Genomic DNA, 19,421 nt, shown 5'->3' with positions numbered 1-19,421 from the left:
TCTCCTACTTCATGCCGGCGTTGGTCATCTGGCGGAGTTCCTTCTTCAGCTCGGAGATCTCGTCGCGATAGCGCGCCGCGACCTCGAACTGGAGCTCGGCCGCCGCGTTGTGCATCTGGTCGGTCAGCTGCTGGATCAGGTCGGCCAGGTCCGACGACGGCAACCCGCCGGCCAGCTCCTTCGCCTTCTCCCCTGCCTTCGCCTTGCCGCCACCCGGCACCGGCGCCTTGCCCCGGGACTGGGTCCGGCCGGAGCCGAGCAGGTCGGCCGTGTCCGCATCCTCGCGGGCCAGCATGTCGGTGATGTCGGCGATCTTCTTCCGCAGCGGTTGCGGGTCGACCCCGTTCGCCTCGTTGTACGCGATCTGCTTCGCGCGGCGCCGGTTGGTCTCGTCGATCGCCTGTTCCATCGACGGGGTGATCTTGTCGGCGTACATGAACACCTGGCCGGACACGTTCCGGGCGGCACGGCCGATGGTCTGGATCAGTGACCGGCCGGAGCGCAGGAAGCCTTCCTTGTCCGCGTCCAGGATCGCGACCAGCGACACCTCGGGCAGGTCCAGACCCTCACGCAGCAGGTTGATGCCGACCAGTACGTCGTACTCGCCCTGGCGCAGCTCGCGGAGCAGCTCGACCCGGCGCAGCGTGTCCACCTCGCTGTGCAGGTACCTGGTCCGGATCCCCATCTCCAGCAGGTAGTCGGTCAGGTCCTCGGACATCTTCTTGGTCAGCGTGGTGACCAGGACGCGCTCGTCCCGCTCGACCCGGAGCCGGATCTCGTGGATCAGGTCGTCGATCTGCCCCTTGGTCGGCTTCACGATCACCTGGGGGTCGACCAGACCGGTCGGCCGGATGAGCTGCTCGACGAAGCCGTCCGACTTGTCCTGCTCGTACTGCCCCGGGGTCGCGGACAGGTAGACGGTCTGACCGATCCGCTCCAGGAACTCCTCCCAGCGCAGCGGCCGGTTGTCCATCGCCGACGGCAGCCGGAACCCGTGCTCGACCAGCGTCCGCTTCCGGGACATGTCGCCCTCGTACATCCCGCCGATCTGCGGGACGGTGACATGCGACTCGTCGATGACGAGCACGAAGTCCTCGGGGAAGTAGTCCAGCAGACAGTGCGGCGCCGTCCCCGGCTCACGGCCGTCGGTGTGGCGCGAGTAGTTCTCGATGCCCGAGCACGTCCCGATCTGACGCATCATCTCGATGTCGTACGTCGTCCGCATCCGGAGCCGCTGTGCCTCCAGCAACTGGCCACCACGCTCGAGCTCGGCCAGCCGCTCCTCCAGCTCGGCCTCGATCGACGTGATCGCGCGCTCCATCCGCTCCGGCGCCGTCACGTAGTGCGTCGCGGCGCCGATGTAGACCTCGTCCTCCTCGCTGATGACCTCGCCGGTCAGCGGGTGCAGCGTCATCACCCGCTCGATCTCGTCACCGAAGAACTCCACCCTGACGGCGAGCTCCTGGTACACCGGGAAGACCTCGAGCGTGTCGCCACGGACCCGGAACGTGCCGCGGGTGCCGGCCAGGTCGTTGCGCGCGTACTGCACCCCGACGAGCTTGCGGAGCAGCCCGTCGCGGTCCATCTCGGTGCCGACCTTCACGTGGATCATCCGGTTCAGGTACTCGTCGGCGGAGCCCAGGCCGTAGATGCAGGAGACGGTCGCGACCACGATCACGTCGCGGCGGGTCAGCAGCGACCAGGTCGCCGAGTGCCGCAGCCGCTCGACCTCCTCGTTGATCGAGGAGTCCTTCTCGATGTAGGTGTCCGTCTGCGGGACGTACGCCTCCGGCTGGTAGTAGTCGTAGTACGAGACGAAGTACTCGACGGCGTTGGCCGGGAAGAAGTGCCGCAACTCGTTCGCGAACTGGGCGGCGAGGGTCTTGTTCGGCTGCAGGATGAGCATCGGGCGCTGGACCTTCTCGGCCAGCCAGGCGATCGTGGCGGTCTTGCCGGTACCGGTCGCACCGAGCAGCACGACGTCCTGCTCGCCGCTGTTGATCCGGCGTTCCAGGTCCGCGATCGCGGCCGGCTGGTCACCGGCCGGCTCGAAATCGGACACCACCTTGAGCGGCGCCACCATACGTTGGAGATCTGAGACCTGTCTCATGCCCTCCACCGTACGGGGCCGCTCCGACAGTTCCGAAAAACCCCAGGTCAGGGGCCGGATCAGAAGCTTTTCATCAGGGTGTTGTTCATGTACACGAGCTCGCGGACCCGGCGCTTGTAGACGCTGAGTTCCAGCGCCGCGTCGGTGGCGGTGATCTTGCCGGACTGGTCGGCGTACGCCGTGACGAAGCCGCGGAACGGGAGGAACTTGCCGGCGGCGGCCGGGACGAGTGCGTTGAACGTCACCGCGTAGCAGGCCTTGATCGCCGGGTTGGTGGTCTTGCAGGCCACCGTCTTGCCGATGCGGACATCCTTGAACCCGTCCGACTCGACGTCGACCAGGTGCTCGGCGAACCCCTTGGCGTCGTAGTGCGTGGTCTGGCGGACCCAGTAGTAGCCGTCGATCCGGCCACGCGCCCCGGGCTGCTGCAGGATGTAGTTGGTCCCGCCCTTGGACTTGTCCCAATCCGGCAGCCATCCCTTGACCGGGGTGAACCAGAGCCCACCACCGATCTCGACGCCGGTGTCGTACCGCCCCTTGGTGACGGCCGCCTTGGTCGGCGACGGCGTCGGCGGCGTGTACAGCGTGCCGGTCGGGTCCGGCGTCTGCTCGGCGACCGGCTGCTCCTTGTCACCACCGGTCACCAGTACGACGACCCCGACCGCGATCAGCGCGACGGCGACGACCACGCCGCCCATGATGATCCACCGGGACCGCGTCGACCCCGACGACTGTCGTTGCGGCTGCCCCCGCCCACGTCCCCAGCCGCCCGGCGCGGAGTTCGGGGGCGGCCCGTACTGCTGACTCATAACTCGTCCTCGCGGTATGTCTGGGAATTCGTCGTCACAGGCTGTCGAGCACCGACTGCTTCATGGTCGCGGCGTCCGCCTCGGCTTGCGGGGCGAAGTCGATCCGGGTCCGGAAGTCCAGCGCGGTGACCACCTGGTCCTTGCGCCGGTACGCCTCGACGTACCCCTGGACCTTGACCTGCTGCCCGGTCTTGTCCTTCGTGGTGGAGGTGTAGCTGATCGCGACGCACTCCTCCAGGACGTCCTTCGGGCAGGTCAGGTTCCGTACGTTGCCGAGTTGGGCGATCTCGTTCTGGGTCTCGCCCTCGACGATCCCCAGCACGTACGCCTTCGCGGTCACGTTCTGCTTCTGCCGGACCCAGAAGAACGCCCGGGCGTCGCCGCCGGCCGCGTAGGAGACGAACTCCTTGCCCTGCGTCTCCTTCTCCAGCAGGCTCCAGCCCGCCGCCGGTACGACGGCGACGCCGGACCCGACCAGCACTGCGTTCGGCGGCGGCGAGTATGTCGAGGTCGGCGTACTCGCGGTCACCGTCGGGGACGGCGGTGGAGCCGGGTCGGCCTTGTCGTCCCCGCCGGACAGCAGGTACAGCCCGACCGCGACCGCAACGACCACGATCAGGCCGGCACCGGCCGGGATCAGGTACGTCGGGATCCGCGGACCCTGGGTCGGGCCCGCGGACCGGGTCGGTCGGGACCGACCCGGCATCCGCCGCGACGGGGGCGGCTCCGGCGTACCCGGAGCCGCACCGTCGTCCGGCGCTGGGTTCCTCACCCAAGGGTTCGACCGGCCGGCCTGACCCTCGGCGCGCTTGCGGATCACTGGCTCTTGAGCACCGACTTCAGCATCTCGTTCGAGTCCTTGTTGATGGCATCGAACTTCGACTTCAGCCCGTACACCCGCACCAGCGTGATCACGCCGTCGTTCCGCTCGACCACACCGACGAACCCGACCACCGGATCGCTGCCGTTCTGGCTGGACGAGGTGGCGGAGAAGCTCTGCGTGGTCAGGATCTTCACCGGGGTCTTGTCGTCCGGCCCCGGCTTGGTCACCTTCGGCTCGTTCTTCTTCACCGCGGACAGGTCCCCGGTCTCGGCGCCGATCAGCTTCGGCAGGATGGTGTCGGTGTTCTCACCGTCCTTGCCCTTGAAGGCCTCCACCATGAAGTAGGCCTCTTTGGCCTTCAGCAGGTAGACACCGTCGAAGTCCTTCAGTTCCTTGCGGACGTAGCCGGGCTGCGGCTTCACGAAGACGCCCTCGGCGACCTCGATGCCCTCGTCGACGTTCTCGGTCGGCTCGGTGCTCTGCCCGTTGGTCGGCTGCGGGGTCGGCTCGGCCTGCTTGTCGTCACCGCGACCGAAGATCAGCGCCAGCACGACACCGATCACCGCGACGACGACGATCGCACCGCCGGCCAGGAACAGGATCTTGTTCCCGCCCTTGCTGCGCGGAGACTGACCGCCGTACTGGCCCCACTGCTGCTGCTGGCCGGGGTACTGCTGTTGCTGACCCGGGTAGCCCTGCTGCTGACCTTGGTACTGCTGCTGGCCCTGGTACGGCGCCTGCTGCTGACCGGGGTAAGGCTGCTGACCCTGACCCTGGTACGGCGGCTGACCCGGCTGACCGTAGCCCGGCGGCGGAGCCTGCGGCGGCCGTCCGGGCTGCTGCCCGTAACCAGGCTGCCCCTGTGGCTGTTGACCGGGCTGTTGACCGGGCTGACCGTAGCCAGGCTGACCCTGGGGCGGCTGCCCCGGCCGCTGGCCGTAACCAGGCTGACCCTGGGGCGGCTGCCCCGGCGGACCGTAGCCAGGCTGACCCTGCTGACCCGGCTGGCCGCCGTACGGGGGCTGCTGCCCGGGGTGGCCACCCTGGCCGTAGGACGGTGGCTGGTTGCTCATACCTGCGTCTCCCCAGTCGTCGCGTCGTATCCACCAGCCCCGCCGCCTGCCACGGCCTGTGCTGCCACACCACGGGCGGACTTCGGTACGGATCGCACCGAGTTGCCGCACGCGGAGCAGAAGTCGGATTGCGGGAGCAGCGGCATCTCACAGCGCGAGCAGAACGCGAGCTCGCCCGACGCGTGGTTGGAACCGCCGCGGGCGGCAGACTCCAGCGCCGCCTCCAGCAGACCCTTGTGCAGGACCGTGCGGACCCGGATGATCAGCGCGCCGAGCAGCAGCAGACCCCAGACCACACCGAGGATCGCACCGACGGTCGAACCGTGACCGCCGACGAACCCGAGCAGGTAGACCCCGCCCTGGAACAGCGCGTTGATCACCATCGCCTGGATCACGCCGAACACCCAGCGCGGGGTGAAGCCGTCGTACCCCTCACCCAGGCCGGAGAACTCCGCACCGGCCAGACCGGTCGCCGAGCCGTAGATCAGCGGCTTGATGAAGCCGTGCAGCAGGACGATCGAGATCCAGGTGCCCGCGCTGCTGCCCGGACCGGCGAAGCCGCCGCTGATCCAGCCCCAGTGCAGCACCAACGTCTCGAAGCACGCGTAGCCGACACCGGCCACCACGCCGAACGTGAAGCCGTCCATCAGGTCGTCGTACCGCGGCCGGGAGGCCAGGTAGAGCGGACCGATCTGGCGGATCAGCTCCGACACCACCGGCACCAGCAGGAGCAGGATCAGCAGATCCCGCCCGGCCGGACCGGCGTCGTTGCCGCCGATCGTGTCCAGGCTCAGGGCGATCTTGTCCGACCAGATCCAGGTGAACACCGCGGCCAGTACGCCGGTGAGCACGAAGGCCGCGGCGACGACCGGGATCGGCTCGTCCTCCCAGAGGTTCACGTCGTACAGATAAAGGATGTAGACGATCGGAATCGAGAACGCCGCCACCATGATCGCCACCGGCAGCGCGCCGAGCGCGGCGGTGAGAACGGTCAGCAGCAGCGCGACACCGAGCGCCACCTTGTAGGTATAGGGCTGCTTGCCCGAGCCCTGCGGCATGATCGTCGAAACCAGCCGGAACGACGCCACTGGCTCATCGGGCCTGGCGGCGTACGCCTTCTTCCGCTCGGCATCCCCGGAGCGCACATCGTTGCCACAGTGGTGGCAGAAATGCGACACCTCGGGGACGTCTGAGTTGCAGCGCGGACAGACCACGCCATCCTCCCAACCTCGGACATCCGGACCGGCGCGGGGCGCGCCGTCGGTGGCCGGCCCAGAGCCTGGGCCGAACCGGGACAGATTCTTGTACAGCCGGTCCCGGATTCATCATTTACCGCGCAGGGGTCACCTTTTCGTGTCCGGACCGTGCCCTGCCCGTCGCACCAGCTCTGTCCACACCTCGTCGACGCGGCGATCCAGGTCGTCGAGCGAGCCGGAATTGTCCACGACGAGACCGGCGACGGCGAGCCGATCCTCGCGCGACGCCTGGCTCGCGATGCGCTGTTTCGCTTCTGTGTCAGGCATTCCGCGCTGCGCGGTCAGCCGCTCGAGTTGTACGTCGACCGGTACGTCGACGATCACGACGACGTCGAAGCGGTCCGCCTGACCGGTCTCGACCAGCAGCGGGATGTCGTGTACGACGATCGCCTCAGCCGGTGCTCCGGCCTCGATCTCGGCCGCCCGGGCACGCACTCGCGGATGAACGATCGCCTCGAGCTTGCGCCGCGCGGCCGCGTCACCGAACACGATCTGCCCGAGCGCCGGCCGATCCAAGTCCCCCTCGGCCGTCAGCACTCCAGGCCCGAACTCCGTCACCACCTCGGCGAGACCTTCGGTGCCCTTGGCCACTACTTCCCGCGCGAGCACATCGGAGTCGATCACCACCGCCCCGCGCTCGGCCAACCGCGCCGACACCGCGCTCTTCCCCGCCCCGATACCCCCGGTCAGTCCCACTCTCAGCACAACAGCACCCTACAGACGAGCGAGACCCCCGCATCCAGTACGGGGATGCGGGGGCCTCGGGTCCTGCGGTGGATCAGCCCTGGCCGGTCAACTTCTCGCGGAGGGCCTGCAGCGCCTCGTCAGAAGCGAGCGCGCCCTCGACGGGAGCGTCGTCCTTCGGAGCCGCGGCCGAGGAGTACGTCGATGCCTCGCCGGCCTCGACGTCCGCCGTCTTGGCGTCCTCGATCTGCTTCTTGTGGGCCTCCCAGCGCGTGTGGGCCTCGGCGTACTGCCGCTCCCACTCCTCGCGCTGTGCGTCGAAGCCCTCGAGCCACTCGCCGGTCTCCGGGTCGAAGCCCTCGGGGTAGACGTAGTTGCCCTGGTCGTCGTACGTCGCGGTCATGCCGTACAGCGTCGGGTCGAAGTCGTCCGAGACCGGGTCCAGCCCCTCGTTGGCCTGCTTCAGCGACAGCGAGATCCGGCGACGCTCGAGATCGATGTCGATGATCTTGACCATCGTGTCGTCGTTGACCTGGACGACCTGCTCCGGGATCTCGACGTGACGCTCGGCCAGCTCGGAGATGTGCACCAGACCCTCGATGCCCTCCTCCACGCGGACGAACGCACCGAACGGAACCAGCTTGGTGACCTTGCCGGGCACGATCTGGCCCATCTGGTGGGTCCGGGCGAACTGCTGCCACGGGTCTTCCTGGGTCGCCTTCAGCGACAGCGAGACGCGCTCGCGGTCCATGTCGACGTCCAGCACCTCGACGGTGACCTCCTGGCCGACCTCGACCACCTCGGTCGGGTGGTCGATGTGCTTCCAGGACAGCTCCGACACGTGCACCAGGCCGTCGACGCCACCGAGGTCCACGAACGCACCGAAGTTGACGATCGAGGACACGACGCCCTTGCGGATCTGGCCCTTCTGCAGCTGGGTGAGGAAGTTCATCCGCACCTCGGACTGCGTCTGCTCCAGCCACGCCCGGCGGGACAGGACCACGTTGTTGCGGTTCTTGTCCAGCTCGATGATCTTCGCCTCGATCTCCTGGCCGACGTACGGCTGGAGGTCGCGGACCCGGCGCATCTCGACCAGCGAGGCGGGCAGGAAGCCACGCAGGCCGATGTCGAGGATGAGGCCACCCTTGACGACCTCGATGACGGTACCGGTGACGACGCCGTCCTCCTCCTTGATCTTCTCGATCGTGCCCCAGGCCTTCTCGTACTGGGCGCGCTTCTTCGAAAGGATCAGACGGCCTTCCTTGTCCTCCTTCTGGAGTACAAGGGCCTCGACGTGGTCGCCGACGTTGACGACCTCGTTCGGGTCGACGTCGTGCTTGATCGACAGCTCCCGGGAGGGGATGACGCCTTCGGTCTTGTAACCGATGTCGAGCAGGACCTCGTCCCGGTCGACCTTGACGATGGTGCCCTCGACGATGTCGCCGTCGTTGAAGTACTTGATGGTCTGATCGATCGCCGCGAGGAAGTCTTCCTCCGACCCGATGTCATTGACCGCTACCTGCGGGGTGTTGCGCACTGCGGGGTCGAGAGGTGCCTCGATGCTGGCCGTCATGTGGTGGGTTGCTCCGTGGACTGGTGGTGTCGTTCGGTCGCGTCATGAACCGTTGGATCGCACCAAACCGCTGGATTGCCTGAAGAGCACAGATTCACCACCGACTGCTGCGAGCACGAGCCTGCTCCGTCCGAGGTCGCGCGGGCCCATAGCGCATCTCACAGAATACGGGTATCGACGAAGGCAGGGCAACCCGGGGCACCCGGCCTCCACCGGCTGCCCGCCGAGGCTTCCCGACGTCTCACTGATCTCAATGTACGACGTCCAGGTCCACTCGGCCCCCCGAGAGGGTACTCGTGTCCGCCATTCGGGAGACCAGGTCGTGCGCGGCCGCCGCGACCTCGTGCTCGGTGGAGCGTGCGGCCAAATCCAGCAGGGCCCAAAGATCCGCCGCCCGCCCGAGATCCACCAGCGGCTCTCCCAGCCCCGGCCCGCTCCCCCGGATCACGCTCAGCACCGCGCCGGCCAGCATCGGGTCGGAGCAGAACCGGAAAAGATTTCCCAAGTCCATGTACGGCGACCCCGCGTGGCTGAACTCCCAGTCGATCAGCCCGGTGATCCGGGCCGTGGCCGGGTCGACCAGCAGGTTCTTCGGGTTGAAATCGCTGTGCACCAGGCAGACCCGATCGACCCCCTCGGCCAGCACGTCCTCGGCCTCGGCGACGACCGCGCCGAACCGCTCCAGCTGCCCAGGATCCAGGCCGAGATCGAGGCTCTCGACGTACTGCTCGAGGTCCCCGAGACCGAACGGCTCGATGGCCAGCTCGCCGCCGCGGAACTCGCCGAAGGTCAGGAACGGCATCCCGCTCAGCCGCACCAGCAACTCTCCGAGCTGCTCCCCGACCGTCCGCCGCTCCGACTCCCCCGCCGTCTCCAGGTACACCTGCAGGTTGATCCCCGGCAGCCGCTCGGTCAGCAGGTACGGCGGATCGTCCGCCGACCCCTCGCGCTTCGCCTCCAGCACCTTCGGGACGGGCAGCAGCCCGCGGACTAGCTGCAACAGCGCGGCGTCCACGGCCGCCCGCTCCGGCTGCTTCACGTACAGCTTCAGTACGGCGTCCTCACCACCGGCGCTCACGGCGTACGTCTGCCCGCCGTACCCACCCGCCAACGGAACGGCACTGGCCGCGAAGTCGCTCATACCGCTCAACACTAGTGCCCTGCGTCGGGGCTCCCTTGAGTGATTGCGGTGTCCAGGTGCGTGCATCGCAAGGCGGAGGAGCGTCCTCGATGCGGAGCATCGTGGATGCTTCTCCAACGCCGCGAGGTGCGTGCCTGGGCGCCGCAAGCGCCGAGGGAGCGCCGACGCAGGGCACTACAGTTTGGTGCGTGAGCGGGCCGGTGCGGGTGGAGTTGAGCGAGGCGGAGACCTCCCGGGCCAGCCGGGCGTACTGGAACTCCGCGGCCGACGAGTACTTGTCGGAGCACGGCGAGTTCCTCGGCGACGACCGCTTCATCTGGTGTCCCGAAGGTGTCGACGAGGAGCAGGCACAGCTGCTCGGACCGGTCCGGGGGAAGCGCATCCTCGAAGTCGGCTGCGGAGGCGCCCAGTGCTCGCGCTGGCTGGCGGGCCAGGGCGCCGACGTGGTCGCCTTCGACATCTCGCTCGAGCAACTCCGGATCGCCCGGCAACTCGACCGGCGCACGGGCATCGCGGTCCGCACGGTCGCCGCTGACGCGGTAGCACTCCCTTATAAGAGCAGTACGTTCGACATCGTCTGCTCGGCGTTCGGTGCATTGCCGTTCGTCGCCGACGCCACCACCGCACTACGCGAGATCGCCCGAACCCTGAAGCCGAGCGGTCTCTTGGTGTTCTCGGTGACACACCCATTCCGCTGGACCATGCCGGACGACCCGACCCCCGCCGGACTGCGGATCACCCATTCGTACTTCGACCGGACGCCGTACGTCGAAGTCGACGACGCCGGTACGCCGATCTACGCCGAGCACCACCGCACCACCGGCGACTGGATCCGCGCCCTCACCACCGCGGGCTTCGTCGTGGACGACCTGCTCGAGCCGGAGTGGCCGGCCGGGCATGACCTGGTCTGGGGTGGCTGGGGACCAGACCGCGGCCGGCTCGTTCCCGGCACCGCGATCTGGTCCGCCCACAAAGCCTGAGCTCAGTCCGCTTTCCTGGGCCGGAGCTCGAAGAACCCGACCAACGCCAGCAACAGCAGGCCGAGGATCAGTGAGAACAGCGGCACCCAGAACCCGATCAGGTGCAGTTGCGCCGCCTTCGACTGATAGCCGCCCTCGGCGACGCCGTTCTCGGTCGCACCCTTCACGTTCTTCGCGACCGTGGCGTCGTCGTACTCGATCGTGACCTGGGTGGCGGTCACCTTGTCCTCGCCGTTGTACGCGAGGGTGGCGAGTTGCTGCTCGCGGCCCTTGATGATCGCGCCGGTGATCGGCTCGACCCACAGGGTCCGGGTGTTCTTGTAGGTGCGCTGGACGACGACCGAGTCCTTGCCGGAGTCACCGACCAGGCTGCCCGGCACCTCCAGCGGCTTGGCCTGCGGCACCTCCTTCTTCGGGATCTCCTGCTCGAAGACATAGACCTTCAGCCCGTCGAGCGGCTCCTCCCGGATGAAGTCGATCGGGAACGCCTTGCGCAGTGTGGTGTCCCAGAAGGAGTACGTCTTCTTCTCGGTGCCGAACGGGAACTTCAGCACCAGGCCCTCGTGGCCCGCGAACAGGGGGCTCCTCTCGACGGGCTTCAGCCGATCCGCCTTCTCCAGCGTGGTCGCGATGTACTCGCCGCTGTTGTCGTCGCCGGCCGGGTTCCAGCGCACGGCCTCGCCGGTGTGCGCGTCGAGCACGACCCGCTCCTGGACGAAGCTGAGCGGGAGCTCGGCGGTCTTCGACGAGTCGTCGGGGAACTGGTAGTTCTTCGAGTCATCCGTCACCACGGCGGTGTCGAACACCACGACCTTGCGGTTCAGCGCCTTGCTGATCTTCTCCGCCGCGACCACGTCGCCGCGGACGGTCCGGCGTGCCTCGAGCTCGACGCCGGTCTTCTTCTTCAGGTCGGCGGCGCTGAAGATGGTGGCGTCCTTCCCCACCGACACCGTGTGCGCGGTCTGGTCCGCGGGCGCCACCGCGAGCGTTGGATACGCATAGAACCTGGCCAGCGCCGCGACGCCGACGAAGAACACCCCGAGCCCGATCAGCACCACACGACTACGAGTCCCCACTGCATCCCCTCCTGGTCTGTTCGCGGGACGCTACCAGCGAGTAGGCACCTTGAACAGACGGCGGCGACAACAAAGTTCGCGCACGTCAGAACTGACATATAGTCGCGCCGCATGAGGGGGATCTGGACACTGCCGGACGCGCCGAGGTCATCGGTTCTCCGGGGTCTCGTGGTGGCTGTCGCGGTGGTGCAGCCGGTGGTGCTCGGGCTGCTCGCACGCCGCGGTTCGTGGCTGAGCGACGACCTCGACTTCCTGGTCCAGGGCGGTCGCGGATTCGCGCCGGCCGAGCTGCTCACGCCGGTGAACGACCACATCGCGCCGGGTCTACGGTTCGTCTACGCGGTCTTCGCGAAGGTCGCGCCCCTGAACCACGACCTCACCGTCGGCTGGCGGATGGTGATGCAGGCGATCGCGATCACGCTGATGGGTCTGCTGCTCCTTCGCCTGCTCGGATCAAACTGGTGGGTGCTGCTCGGCACCCTGTTCTACGCGCTCACCCCACTGAGCATGCCGTCGTTCATGTCGCTGTCGAGCGGCGTGAACAACCTGTCCGCGCACGTCTTCGGCCTGCTGTTGCTACACGCAACCATCGACTGGTACGACGGCCGCCGCCGGGCGCTCGCCTACGGCCCGCTCGCGCTGCTGATCTCGCTGGCCTGCTGGGAGAAGTCCGGGCTGATCCTGGTCACGGCCATCGCCTTGGCTCTCTACCTCCGAGAGCAGCCGATCCGCCTCTGGCTCCGCAGAACCTGGCCGTTCGCTGCCGCTCTCGCCGTTCCGGTAGTTGCCTTCGGCACTCTCTATCTGACCCGTGGCAATCCGTCCCGCGGCGATCTCCCGTCTGCGGGGAAGCTGCTGGAACTCACGGGCCGCGGCTTCGAGGTGCCGGTCTCCGCAATGGTGGGCGGACCCTGGACGTGGGCTCCGACGGGACAGCCTCTGAGCCTCGCCGCTCCGCCGGTCGCAGCGGTGGTGCTCGGCGCGCTGGTGGTGGGCCTGCTCCTCGCGGTCGCCGTCCGTCGCGACCGCCGTGCGCTGCTGCTCTGGGCTTCGGTGGGTTGCTACGTCCTGGTGACTGTGGCGCTGGTGTCCTACGGACGGTTCGCCGGATTCGGTTCGGTGTTCACCGTGCACTACCACTACTGGTCCGATCTCTCGATCCCGTTGACGTTGGCCGTCGTACTGTCGGCGTCCTCGGTGCGGATCGCCGTACCGGCCCTCGGGTTGGCCTGTCTTCTCGTCGGAGTGGTTGTGTCGGACGTCGGGTTCGCTGGTCCGTGGGGCAGGAATCCGGCCAAGGCCTACTTCGCGACGGTCGTGGCGGAGCTGGATCGGACCGGACCGAACGTGAACCTGTGGGACACCTCGATGCCACAGCCGATCGGCACCGCACTGATGTCCGACCCCAGGTTGTCGCCTGTACTGCGGATGGCGGGGAAAGAGTTCCGGCTGCAAGCGGCGGGTAGCGAGCCTCTGCTGGTGGACGACACCGGGCACATCCGGCCGGCGCCGTTCGCGGTGTGGTCACGCGGCGAGCCGCCAACGCGGGGGAACTCGTTCTGCAACCTACTGGTGCACGGCACCGAGCCACTGACCATCCGGCTGACGCCGACGCAGAACGAGATCGCGTCGGCCGAGTGGTTCATCAAGGCCGCGTACTTCTCCAACCGCGAGAACCAGGTGTCCGTCGAGCTACTCGATGCGGAGGGCAACGTCGCCGCACTCCCGGCCGTGGACTGGCCGGCCGGTGTTGGGAGCATGTACCTCGGCCCGTCGCACCGGATCAGAGCCACCGAGGTTCGGCTACGCTCCTCCGATCCCGCAACGAACCTCTGCCTGGAAAACCTCGAGATCGGACTGCCGAGATGAATCGAACGCGCTTCCCGGCGCTGGACGGGTTGCGGGCGATCGGTGCGCTCGCGGTGCTGACCACGCATGTCGGGTTTCATTCCGGTGCTTCGCTCAACGGGCCGTTCGCCGGGCTGCTGGCGCGGCTCGACGTCGGGGTGGCGATCTTCTTCGCGATCTCTGGGTTCCTGCTCTACCGGCCGCACGTGGTCGCGTGGTTCGACGGCACACTGCCGCCACTGACGTTGCCGTACCTGCGGAACCGCGCGCTGCGGATCCTGCCGGCCCTGTGGGTCGCCGTACTGCTCGCCGCGTTCCTGGTCCCACGCAAGGACGGCGTGGGCTGGGCGACGTACCTCCAGCACGCGTCGCTCACCCAGATCTACTTTGACGGTCCGCCAGCGGACGGACTGACGCAGCTGTGGAGTCTGGCGACCGAGGTGGCGTTCTATCTGCTGCTACCGGCTCTGGCGAAGCTGCTGACCGGGTACGAGCGTCCGACCCGACGCAGTGTCCGCTGGCGCCTCGCCGTACTAGGTGTCCTCACTGTCGTCAGCCCTATCTGGATGGCCTCCATCAACGCGACCGACCACCCCCGCGCCGGGCTCTGGCTGCCTGGGTACGTCGGTTGGTTCGCTGTCGGCATGGGATTCGCACTGTGGCAGGTTGCGCGCAGCAGCGGGCGCCTCGAGCCGTCCACGCTCGATACCCTCACGAAGATCCCCGGCACCATCTGGGGCGTCGCTGCGGCGCTGCTGGTCATCGCTGCGAGCCCACTGGCCGGCCCGTACGGTCTCACGCCGTCCACGCCAGGGCAGGCGTTCCTGAAGAGCCTGCTCTACACCGGGATCGCGGCATGCATCCTGTTCCCGGCTCTGAACCCGACTGCCAGGACAGTCCGCGTCCTCGGAGGCAAGGTCGGTCATATCGCCGGAGACATCTCGTACGGCGTCTTCGCGTACCACCTGATCGTGCTCAGCGTGGTCGAGCGGATCACCGGGTACGAGGTGTTCAGCGGCAGGTTCGCGCTGCTGTTCTTCCCGACGCTGGTGGTGTCCGCCGGCATCGCGGCCGCGAGCTACTACGGGATGGAACGGCCCATCATGCGCCTGGGCAGACGGGACAAGACGTACGACGTCTCACCGGTCGGCCGGGCCAGAAGCGCCAGCGCACAGCCGAACAAGGTCGATGCCTGGACCACTCCCGACGTCAGTCCCGCTCCCCCAGCTGGCCACGGCTGAACCGCCGCGATCAGCGCGCCCACAGCCACCGCAGCAGCCACCACTCCGATCGCCACACGCGACGACAGGAACCACGAGCACAGCGCTGCGACCGCCACGGCGCCCAGTCCGACCCAGCCGGACATGAACCACCCTGCGGCCAGTCCTACGCCAAGCCAGACCCACGGCCCGACGTCGCGGCCCTCGCGCAGTCGATGACCGGAGTGCCTCGACCGGCGCCGGAAGAAGACTGCGAGCGCGACCACCGACAGGAGTGCGACCAGCCCGACCAGTAGACCGGCGCGGTACAGCCGGTCCGGCATGAACCGCGCAGTGACCACCTGCTCGGGCCCTTCGGGCAGAACCCAGCCCTGCTGCCAGCCGCCGATCCGGATCGGCGTCAGCTTGCGGCCGGTGCTGTCATACGCTTCCCAGCCCTCGTTGAAGTTCTGCGCGACGGTCAGCACCGACTGCTCGTCCGCAGCCGGCACCTCGATGCTCAGCTCGGCCGGATTGGGCCGCCACACGTCCACACCCTGCACCGGCGTCTTGGACACGCTGCCGAAGCCCGCCCTGGTCAGCGTCGCCTCAGTCGGCACGAACCCACCACCGGCCAGTACGTCGAGGTTGTGCCGTCCGGACTGCAGTGGGACGACGCTGTCCTTGCCGCACGTCGTGAACGTCACCGGACGCCGCTGCAGCAGATCCCGCACGGTGGCCTTCAGTTGCGTGTCAGCCGGTACGCCGTCCACGCGCACACCTGGGCCGTAGCCGCAGTACGCACCGGTCTGGGCGTCCAGGTCGAGTGCCTTGCGCAGCTCGTCGGCACCGAGCACGCGGACCTCGGCGACGCCCACCGGTGCCGTGCGCGCGTAGCCGGTCGCGGAGTCGAAATCCGTCATGGGCCTGGTGGCGGTGAACGTCAGCTCGACTGTTCGTGCGCTCCGTGCGGCAAAGCGCACGTAGCCCTCCGGATCCACCGTGCCCTTCGCCGGTGGGCCACCGTCGAAGCGCAACGCGACCTCGGTCGGCTGCGAGGCGGTCAGGTAGGGATCGGAGAGGAACTGCAGCCCACTGATGCTCCTTGCCACAGGCAACTTCAACGTGAGCGCCGGGTGCTGGTCGGACGGATCCGCGACCCACCCTGTGCCGAGGTCTCGATCCACCGCGGCGCCCGGACGTCCCTCCGGAGCCGTGACCGCTCGGGAGGTCGCCGACGCCGTAATGGCGCCAGGCACAGTCAGCAGGCCCTCGAGCGTGGCACCGTCCTTGGGCAGCGCCGTCCCCTGGAGCTGGTACGACGCGGCTTGCGGAAGGTCGACGCTACGCAGCAGTCCGGTCGGCTCCTCGGAGTCCTTGGCCGAGTCCTGTCGGCACAGCGGACGCGTGCCAACGTGCAGACAGGCAGAGCGGCCGATCTGCTGGTTCCTGAACACCAGTGCGCTCGGCTGACGGCCGTCGGCCGGCACGCTGAGCCGACTGACCGGCAGCATCCCGGGCAACGAAACCTCCGCGATGGAGACGCCGTTCGGGTTCTTGCCGTCGGTCACACCCACACTGAGCCGCACCCGCTTGGTCTGGCCGGGCGGGGTCGGAATGCTCTGTGGATCGGTCGATCCGGACACCACTGAGGTCAGTGAGCCCGCGTCCGTGTCCACCTGCAACGTGCGGACCGGCTCGGTGGTCGGCGGTGCCAGCGAGAACTGGACCTTGAGACCGTCGACACTGCGCGGCGACGCGAACGTCAGCTCGATCCACTCGCCACTGCTCCGGCCGAACGTCCCAGAGATCCACCGACTCGACGGATCACCATCCACCGCTGCGAACGGCCCGTTGCCCGGTCCGGTCCGCAGCGTCGCGTTCGCATCCGCCGCCGAGGACGACGCCAGTACGTCGACGATGCCGCCACCCCACGTCCGCGTAGTGACCGGTGCCGCGGGGTCGACGTCGTACCCGAGGGTGCGGCGGCCCTGACGGCCCGCCTCGGACGCGGTCAGCACGGGCGAGTAGTTCTCCGCGGGACGACCGACCGAGACCTCACGACGTTGCATGCCGTCGGTCTGGATCAGTGGGAGCCCGGTCAGTCGACCGGCCGCGTCAGAACTCGTGACAGCGTTGAGATCGCCGCCGAGCGCGGTCAGTGCGGCCGGCACGTCCTCGGCCGCACCGCGGACCTCGACAAGCTGCGACTTCGGGATCAGCCGCCCCGGACTGGTGGCGCCGACGTCGTAGATCTCCACACTCGGGTACGGGAGGCGGGTGTGTCCGTCGAGCGTGACACCGGGCTGTTCGATCGTGCTGCCGGTGCCCGGACCGAAGTACGCGACGCGGTCGATGCCGGACTCGTCCAAGGTCTCGTGGACGGCCGGCGTCGGTGTCACCTGGGCGTCGTACCGCAGGTCGTTGCGGACGACGACGTACCGGACTCCGGCCCGCGTCAGCGCCTGCTTGAGAGTCTTGTCGCCGACCCCCGTGCCGAGTCGGCGTTCCACCTCGTCCAGCCAGCGCGTCGTACCGGCAGAGCCGAGCGGTACGGCGTCTCGCACGGCCAGGGGTCGTTCCAGCAGGGCCTGGAACGGCTCGTCCTTCGTCGACCCCCAGGTGAAGTCGGCGAATGACGCGGCCGGTACGACGAGGACGCTTCCCTTCGTGGTCTGGTTGTCGAGCCACGCCGCCGCCTCGCGCCAGTGGGCGGGGATGGCGTCGTACCCCTCGGGTCTGGGGAGCTGGCCGAAGATGGCCGGCGTGGCCACCGACACGATCAGACAGGCGACGAGCACCGGCACTATGCGACGGTGAACGCCTCGGACGGTCGCCCATTCGGTGAGTCTGCTCAGCGAGTGCGCAGCGGCGAGTGCGAGCGGCAGACGGACGACCAGCTCGAACTTGTGTGTGTTGCGAAGTGCTGCGAGCGGTCCGTCGAGCAGGTCCTGAATCTGGGGTGCCAGCGGCGAGCCGGCCGTACCTGCATGGCCGAGCGTCACCAGCAGCAGTCCGACGACGAGTGAGAGCCGCAGGAAGCCGCGGTGCTTGAGGGAGCCCATCGCCAAGCCGGCCAGGCCCAGCAGCGCGACGACCGCGGTGATCAGGATGAGCGTCGGCTGGGTGACGTACAACCAGCCGGCCGGCCAGCTCGGTCCGTCGGTGCCGGACAGGAAGTTGAGCCATTGCGACGTACCGCGGAAGGACTCGAAGACGCTGGCCGTTCCGGTGGTCACTCCGGCGTCCTCGATCCAGTCGAGGAACGGCGGGCTGTACCGGCCGAGCAGCAGGAGTGGCACGAGCCACCAGATCGACACGGCCACCACACAGCCGAGCCAGCCGACCATCACCTTCACCGTCGACCGGTCCAGCCGACGGGTGAGCAGCCAGAGCGCAGGCATTACGAGCGTTGCTCCGGTGGCGACCGCGTTGACTCCGCCAACCAGAGCGAAGGCGACCGCCGACCAGCCGACCCGCCACCAGCCCGAGCGAGCCCGCGGGGTGACGAGTGGCAGCAGTACCCACGGAGCCATGGCGATCGGCCACACCTCGATCGAGGTGATCGACACCTCGCCCAGCATGCGCGGGCTCAGCGCGTAGAGCAGCGCGACCGCGAAGCGGGTCCAGGGCACGCCGTACTCGAGGGCGTTGCACAGCTTCCACACACCGAGGAACGCGACGCACAGCACCAGCGACCACCACAGCCGTTGCGTCACCCAGTCCGGTACCGACAGCGAGTCGAGCAGCCAGTGGAACGGACCCATCGGCAGCAGGTAGCCGTACGCCTGGTTCTGCAACTGCCCGAAGGCGCCCTGTGGATCCCACAGGTGCAGTGCACGAACGAGGAAGCCACCGGGACTGGCGGTGAGGTCAAGCTTGGTGTCCGGCACGATCTTGCCCGGCGCCTGGTGGAAGCACAGGGCGATCAGGACCAGGCAGCCCAGCACGAGCCTCGCTCGCCAGACCACCTGCTCGGAACTTCCGGCCTTGAGTCTCCTCATCGCCGCCGGAGCACCAGGACGAGATTCCAGGTGACGACCTCGCGCACTCCGGGGACGGCGAGTACGCCGTACGCCCAGCGCGGGTGATACCTCGGCACCGCCGCCACCAGGTCAGCCGCGGTGCAAGTGCGCGCCCACCGCAGTCCGGCGGCGACGCTGATCGGGAAAAGCGATTCACCGAACTTGTTCTTCGGCCGGTGACCCACTCTGCGTTCGTACCGACGGGCTGCCCGGTCTCCACCGAGGTAGTGCCAGGGCGCTGTCTCGTGACCGCCGTGCGGCCCCCACCAGCCGGTGTACGACAGGAAGACCGTTCCGCCGGGCCGGGTGACCCGGACCAACTCATCAGCCATCAGCCAGGGGTCCGGCACGTGTTCCAGCACGTTGGACGAGAAGCAGACGTCGACTGTGGCGTCTGCGACAGGTAGCGCCATGCCGCTGCCGAGCACTGTGCCCGGTACGGGTTCGCCTCGGCCGCTCAGCTCACCGAGGTCGGAGTCGATCGCGTAGTACGTCGCACCGGCAGCGCGGAACGCCTCAGCGAAGTAGCCCGGTCCACCTCCGACATCGAGCATCAGTGAACCCCGCAGATCGGCGTACTGGCCGACCTGTCCGACCGAGTCCGCAGCAAGCATTTCGTAGAAGTGATCCGCGTCCGTCTGCTCGACGCCGAACGCCCGGAACAGCCGGACGGCACGGCCGAGATCGGCCTTCCACCCCGTGTTCCCTATGGCACTCGTCATCACTGGCACAGGCGGGACATTAACGGATCTCGCGAGGTCTGGTGGACATCGTTACTCCTTGGTAACGTCCCCGCCCATTACCTCGGGGGAGGTGACCGGAGG

13 protein-coding genes and 1 pseudogene are annotated in these 19,421 nt (G+C 68.1%); 3 read left to right on the top strand and 11 right to left on the bottom strand.

Annotated elements, in window-relative coordinates:
• Positions 1 to 4: 4 nt before the first annotated feature.
• The 8 genes from uvrB to E0H73_RS05300 form a co-directional block, all read right to left on the bottom strand.
• Positions 5 to 2,110 (bottom strand): excinuclease ABC subunit UvrB, encoded by a 2,106-nt coding sequence (uvrB, locus tag E0H73_RS05335; protein ID WP_131351997.1) that lies wholly within the window; start codon positions 2,108 to 2,110, stop codon positions 5 to 7.
• Between the two features lie 59 nt (positions 2,111 to 2,169).
• Positions 2,170 to 2,919 (bottom strand): hypothetical protein, encoded by a 750-nt coding sequence (locus tag E0H73_RS05330; protein WP_131351994.1) that lies wholly within the window; start codon positions 2,917 to 2,919, stop codon positions 2,170 to 2,172.
• 34 nt (positions 2,920 to 2,953) lie between these two features.
• Positions 2,954 to 3,691, bottom strand: coding sequence for a hypothetical protein (locus E0H73_RS05325; RefSeq protein ID WP_131351991.1), 738 nt, complete (start codon positions 3,689 to 3,691; stop codon positions 2,954 to 2,956).
• A 44-nt stretch (positions 3,692 to 3,735) separates the two neighbouring features.
• The gene (locus tag E0H73_RS46510; protein WP_202867199.1) at positions 3,736 to 4,815 is read right to left on the bottom strand and encodes a hypothetical protein; all 1,080 of its coding nucleotides are present in this window, start codon (positions 4,813 to 4,815) and stop codon (positions 3,736 to 3,738) included.
• A complete protein-coding gene (locus E0H73_RS05315; protein ID WP_131351988.1) occupies positions 4,812 to 6,029 on the bottom strand; it encodes a zinc ribbon domain-containing protein in 1,218 nt (405 codons plus the stop codon). The genes E0H73_RS46510 and E0H73_RS05315 overlap by 4 nt, the downstream gene beginning before the upstream one ends.
• 129 nt (positions 6,030 to 6,158) lie before the next feature.
• Positions 6,159 to 6,776, bottom strand: a complete 618-nt coding sequence (gene coaE / locus E0H73_RS05310) for a dephospho-CoA kinase (protein ID WP_131351985.1) — start codon at positions 6,774 to 6,776, stop codon at positions 6,159 to 6,161.
• Between the two features lie 73 nt (positions 6,777 to 6,849).
• Entirely contained in the window at positions 6,850 to 8,328 is a 1,479-nt protein-coding gene (gene rpsA / locus E0H73_RS05305) for a 30S ribosomal protein S1 (protein WP_131351982.1), read from the bottom strand.
• A gap of 250 nt (positions 8,329 to 8,578) precedes the next feature.
• Positions 8,579 to 9,469 (bottom strand): phosphotransferase family protein, encoded by an 891-nt coding sequence (locus E0H73_RS05300; RefSeq protein WP_131351979.1) that lies wholly within the window; start codon positions 9,467 to 9,469, stop codon positions 8,579 to 8,581.
• A gap of 188 nt (positions 9,470 to 9,657) precedes the next feature.
• On the opposite strand from E0H73_RS05300, the gene E0H73_RS05295 reads away from it, so the two are divergent.
• On the top strand, positions 9,658 to 10,449 hold the full coding sequence (locus E0H73_RS05295) for a class I SAM-dependent methyltransferase (protein WP_238163813.1): 792 nt from the start codon (positions 9,658 to 9,660) through the stop codon (positions 10,447 to 10,449).
• 2 nt (positions 10,450 to 10,451) lie between these two features.
• Here E0H73_RS05295 and pgfA read toward each other — a convergent pair whose 3' ends face one another.
• The gene (gene pgfA / locus E0H73_RS05290; RefSeq protein WP_165555490.1) at positions 10,452 to 11,525 is read right to left on the bottom strand and encodes a cell envelope lipid trafficking protein PgfA; all 1,074 of its coding nucleotides are present in this window, start codon (positions 11,523 to 11,525) and stop codon (positions 10,452 to 10,454) included.
• Between the two features lie 111 nt (positions 11,526 to 11,636).
• Here pgfA and E0H73_RS05285 point away from each other — a divergent pair, with 111 nt between their 5' ends.
• Both E0H73_RS05285 and E0H73_RS05280 read left to right on the top strand, forming a co-directional pair.
• Positions 11,637 to 13,394, top strand: a complete 1,758-nt coding sequence (locus tag E0H73_RS05285) for a hypothetical protein (RefSeq protein WP_131351976.1) — start codon at positions 11,637 to 11,639, stop codon at positions 13,392 to 13,394.
• Positions 13,391 to 14,428, top strand: a pseudogene (locus tag E0H73_RS05280) (acyltransferase family protein); the annotation flags it as partial. The gene E0H73_RS05285 and the pseudogene E0H73_RS05280, both read left to right, overlap by 4 nt.
• Before the next feature lie 26 nt (positions 14,429 to 14,454).
• Here E0H73_RS05280 and E0H73_RS48320 read toward each other — a convergent pair.
• Complete coding sequence (locus tag E0H73_RS48320) at positions 14,455 to 18,576, bottom strand: alpha-(1->3)-arabinofuranosyltransferase (RefSeq protein WP_420323417.1); 4,122 nt, start codon at positions 18,574 to 18,576, stop codon at positions 14,455 to 14,457.
• The gene (locus E0H73_RS05270; protein ID WP_131351970.1) at positions 18,573 to 19,319 is read right to left on the bottom strand and encodes a class I SAM-dependent methyltransferase; all 747 of its coding nucleotides are present in this window, start codon (positions 19,317 to 19,319) and stop codon (positions 18,573 to 18,575) included. The genes E0H73_RS48320 and E0H73_RS05270 overlap by 4 nt, the downstream gene beginning before the upstream one ends.
• Positions 19,320 to 19,421 lie beyond the last annotated feature (102 nt).

The sequence above is a fragment of the Kribbella pittospori genome, assembly GCF_004331465.1.
GTDB lineage: Bacteria > Actinomycetota > Actinomycetes > Propionibacteriales > Kribbellaceae > Kribbella > Kribbella pittospori.
The sequence above is the reverse complement of the archived record's forward strand: the minus strand, read 5'-3'. Positions and strand labels throughout refer to the sequence as shown.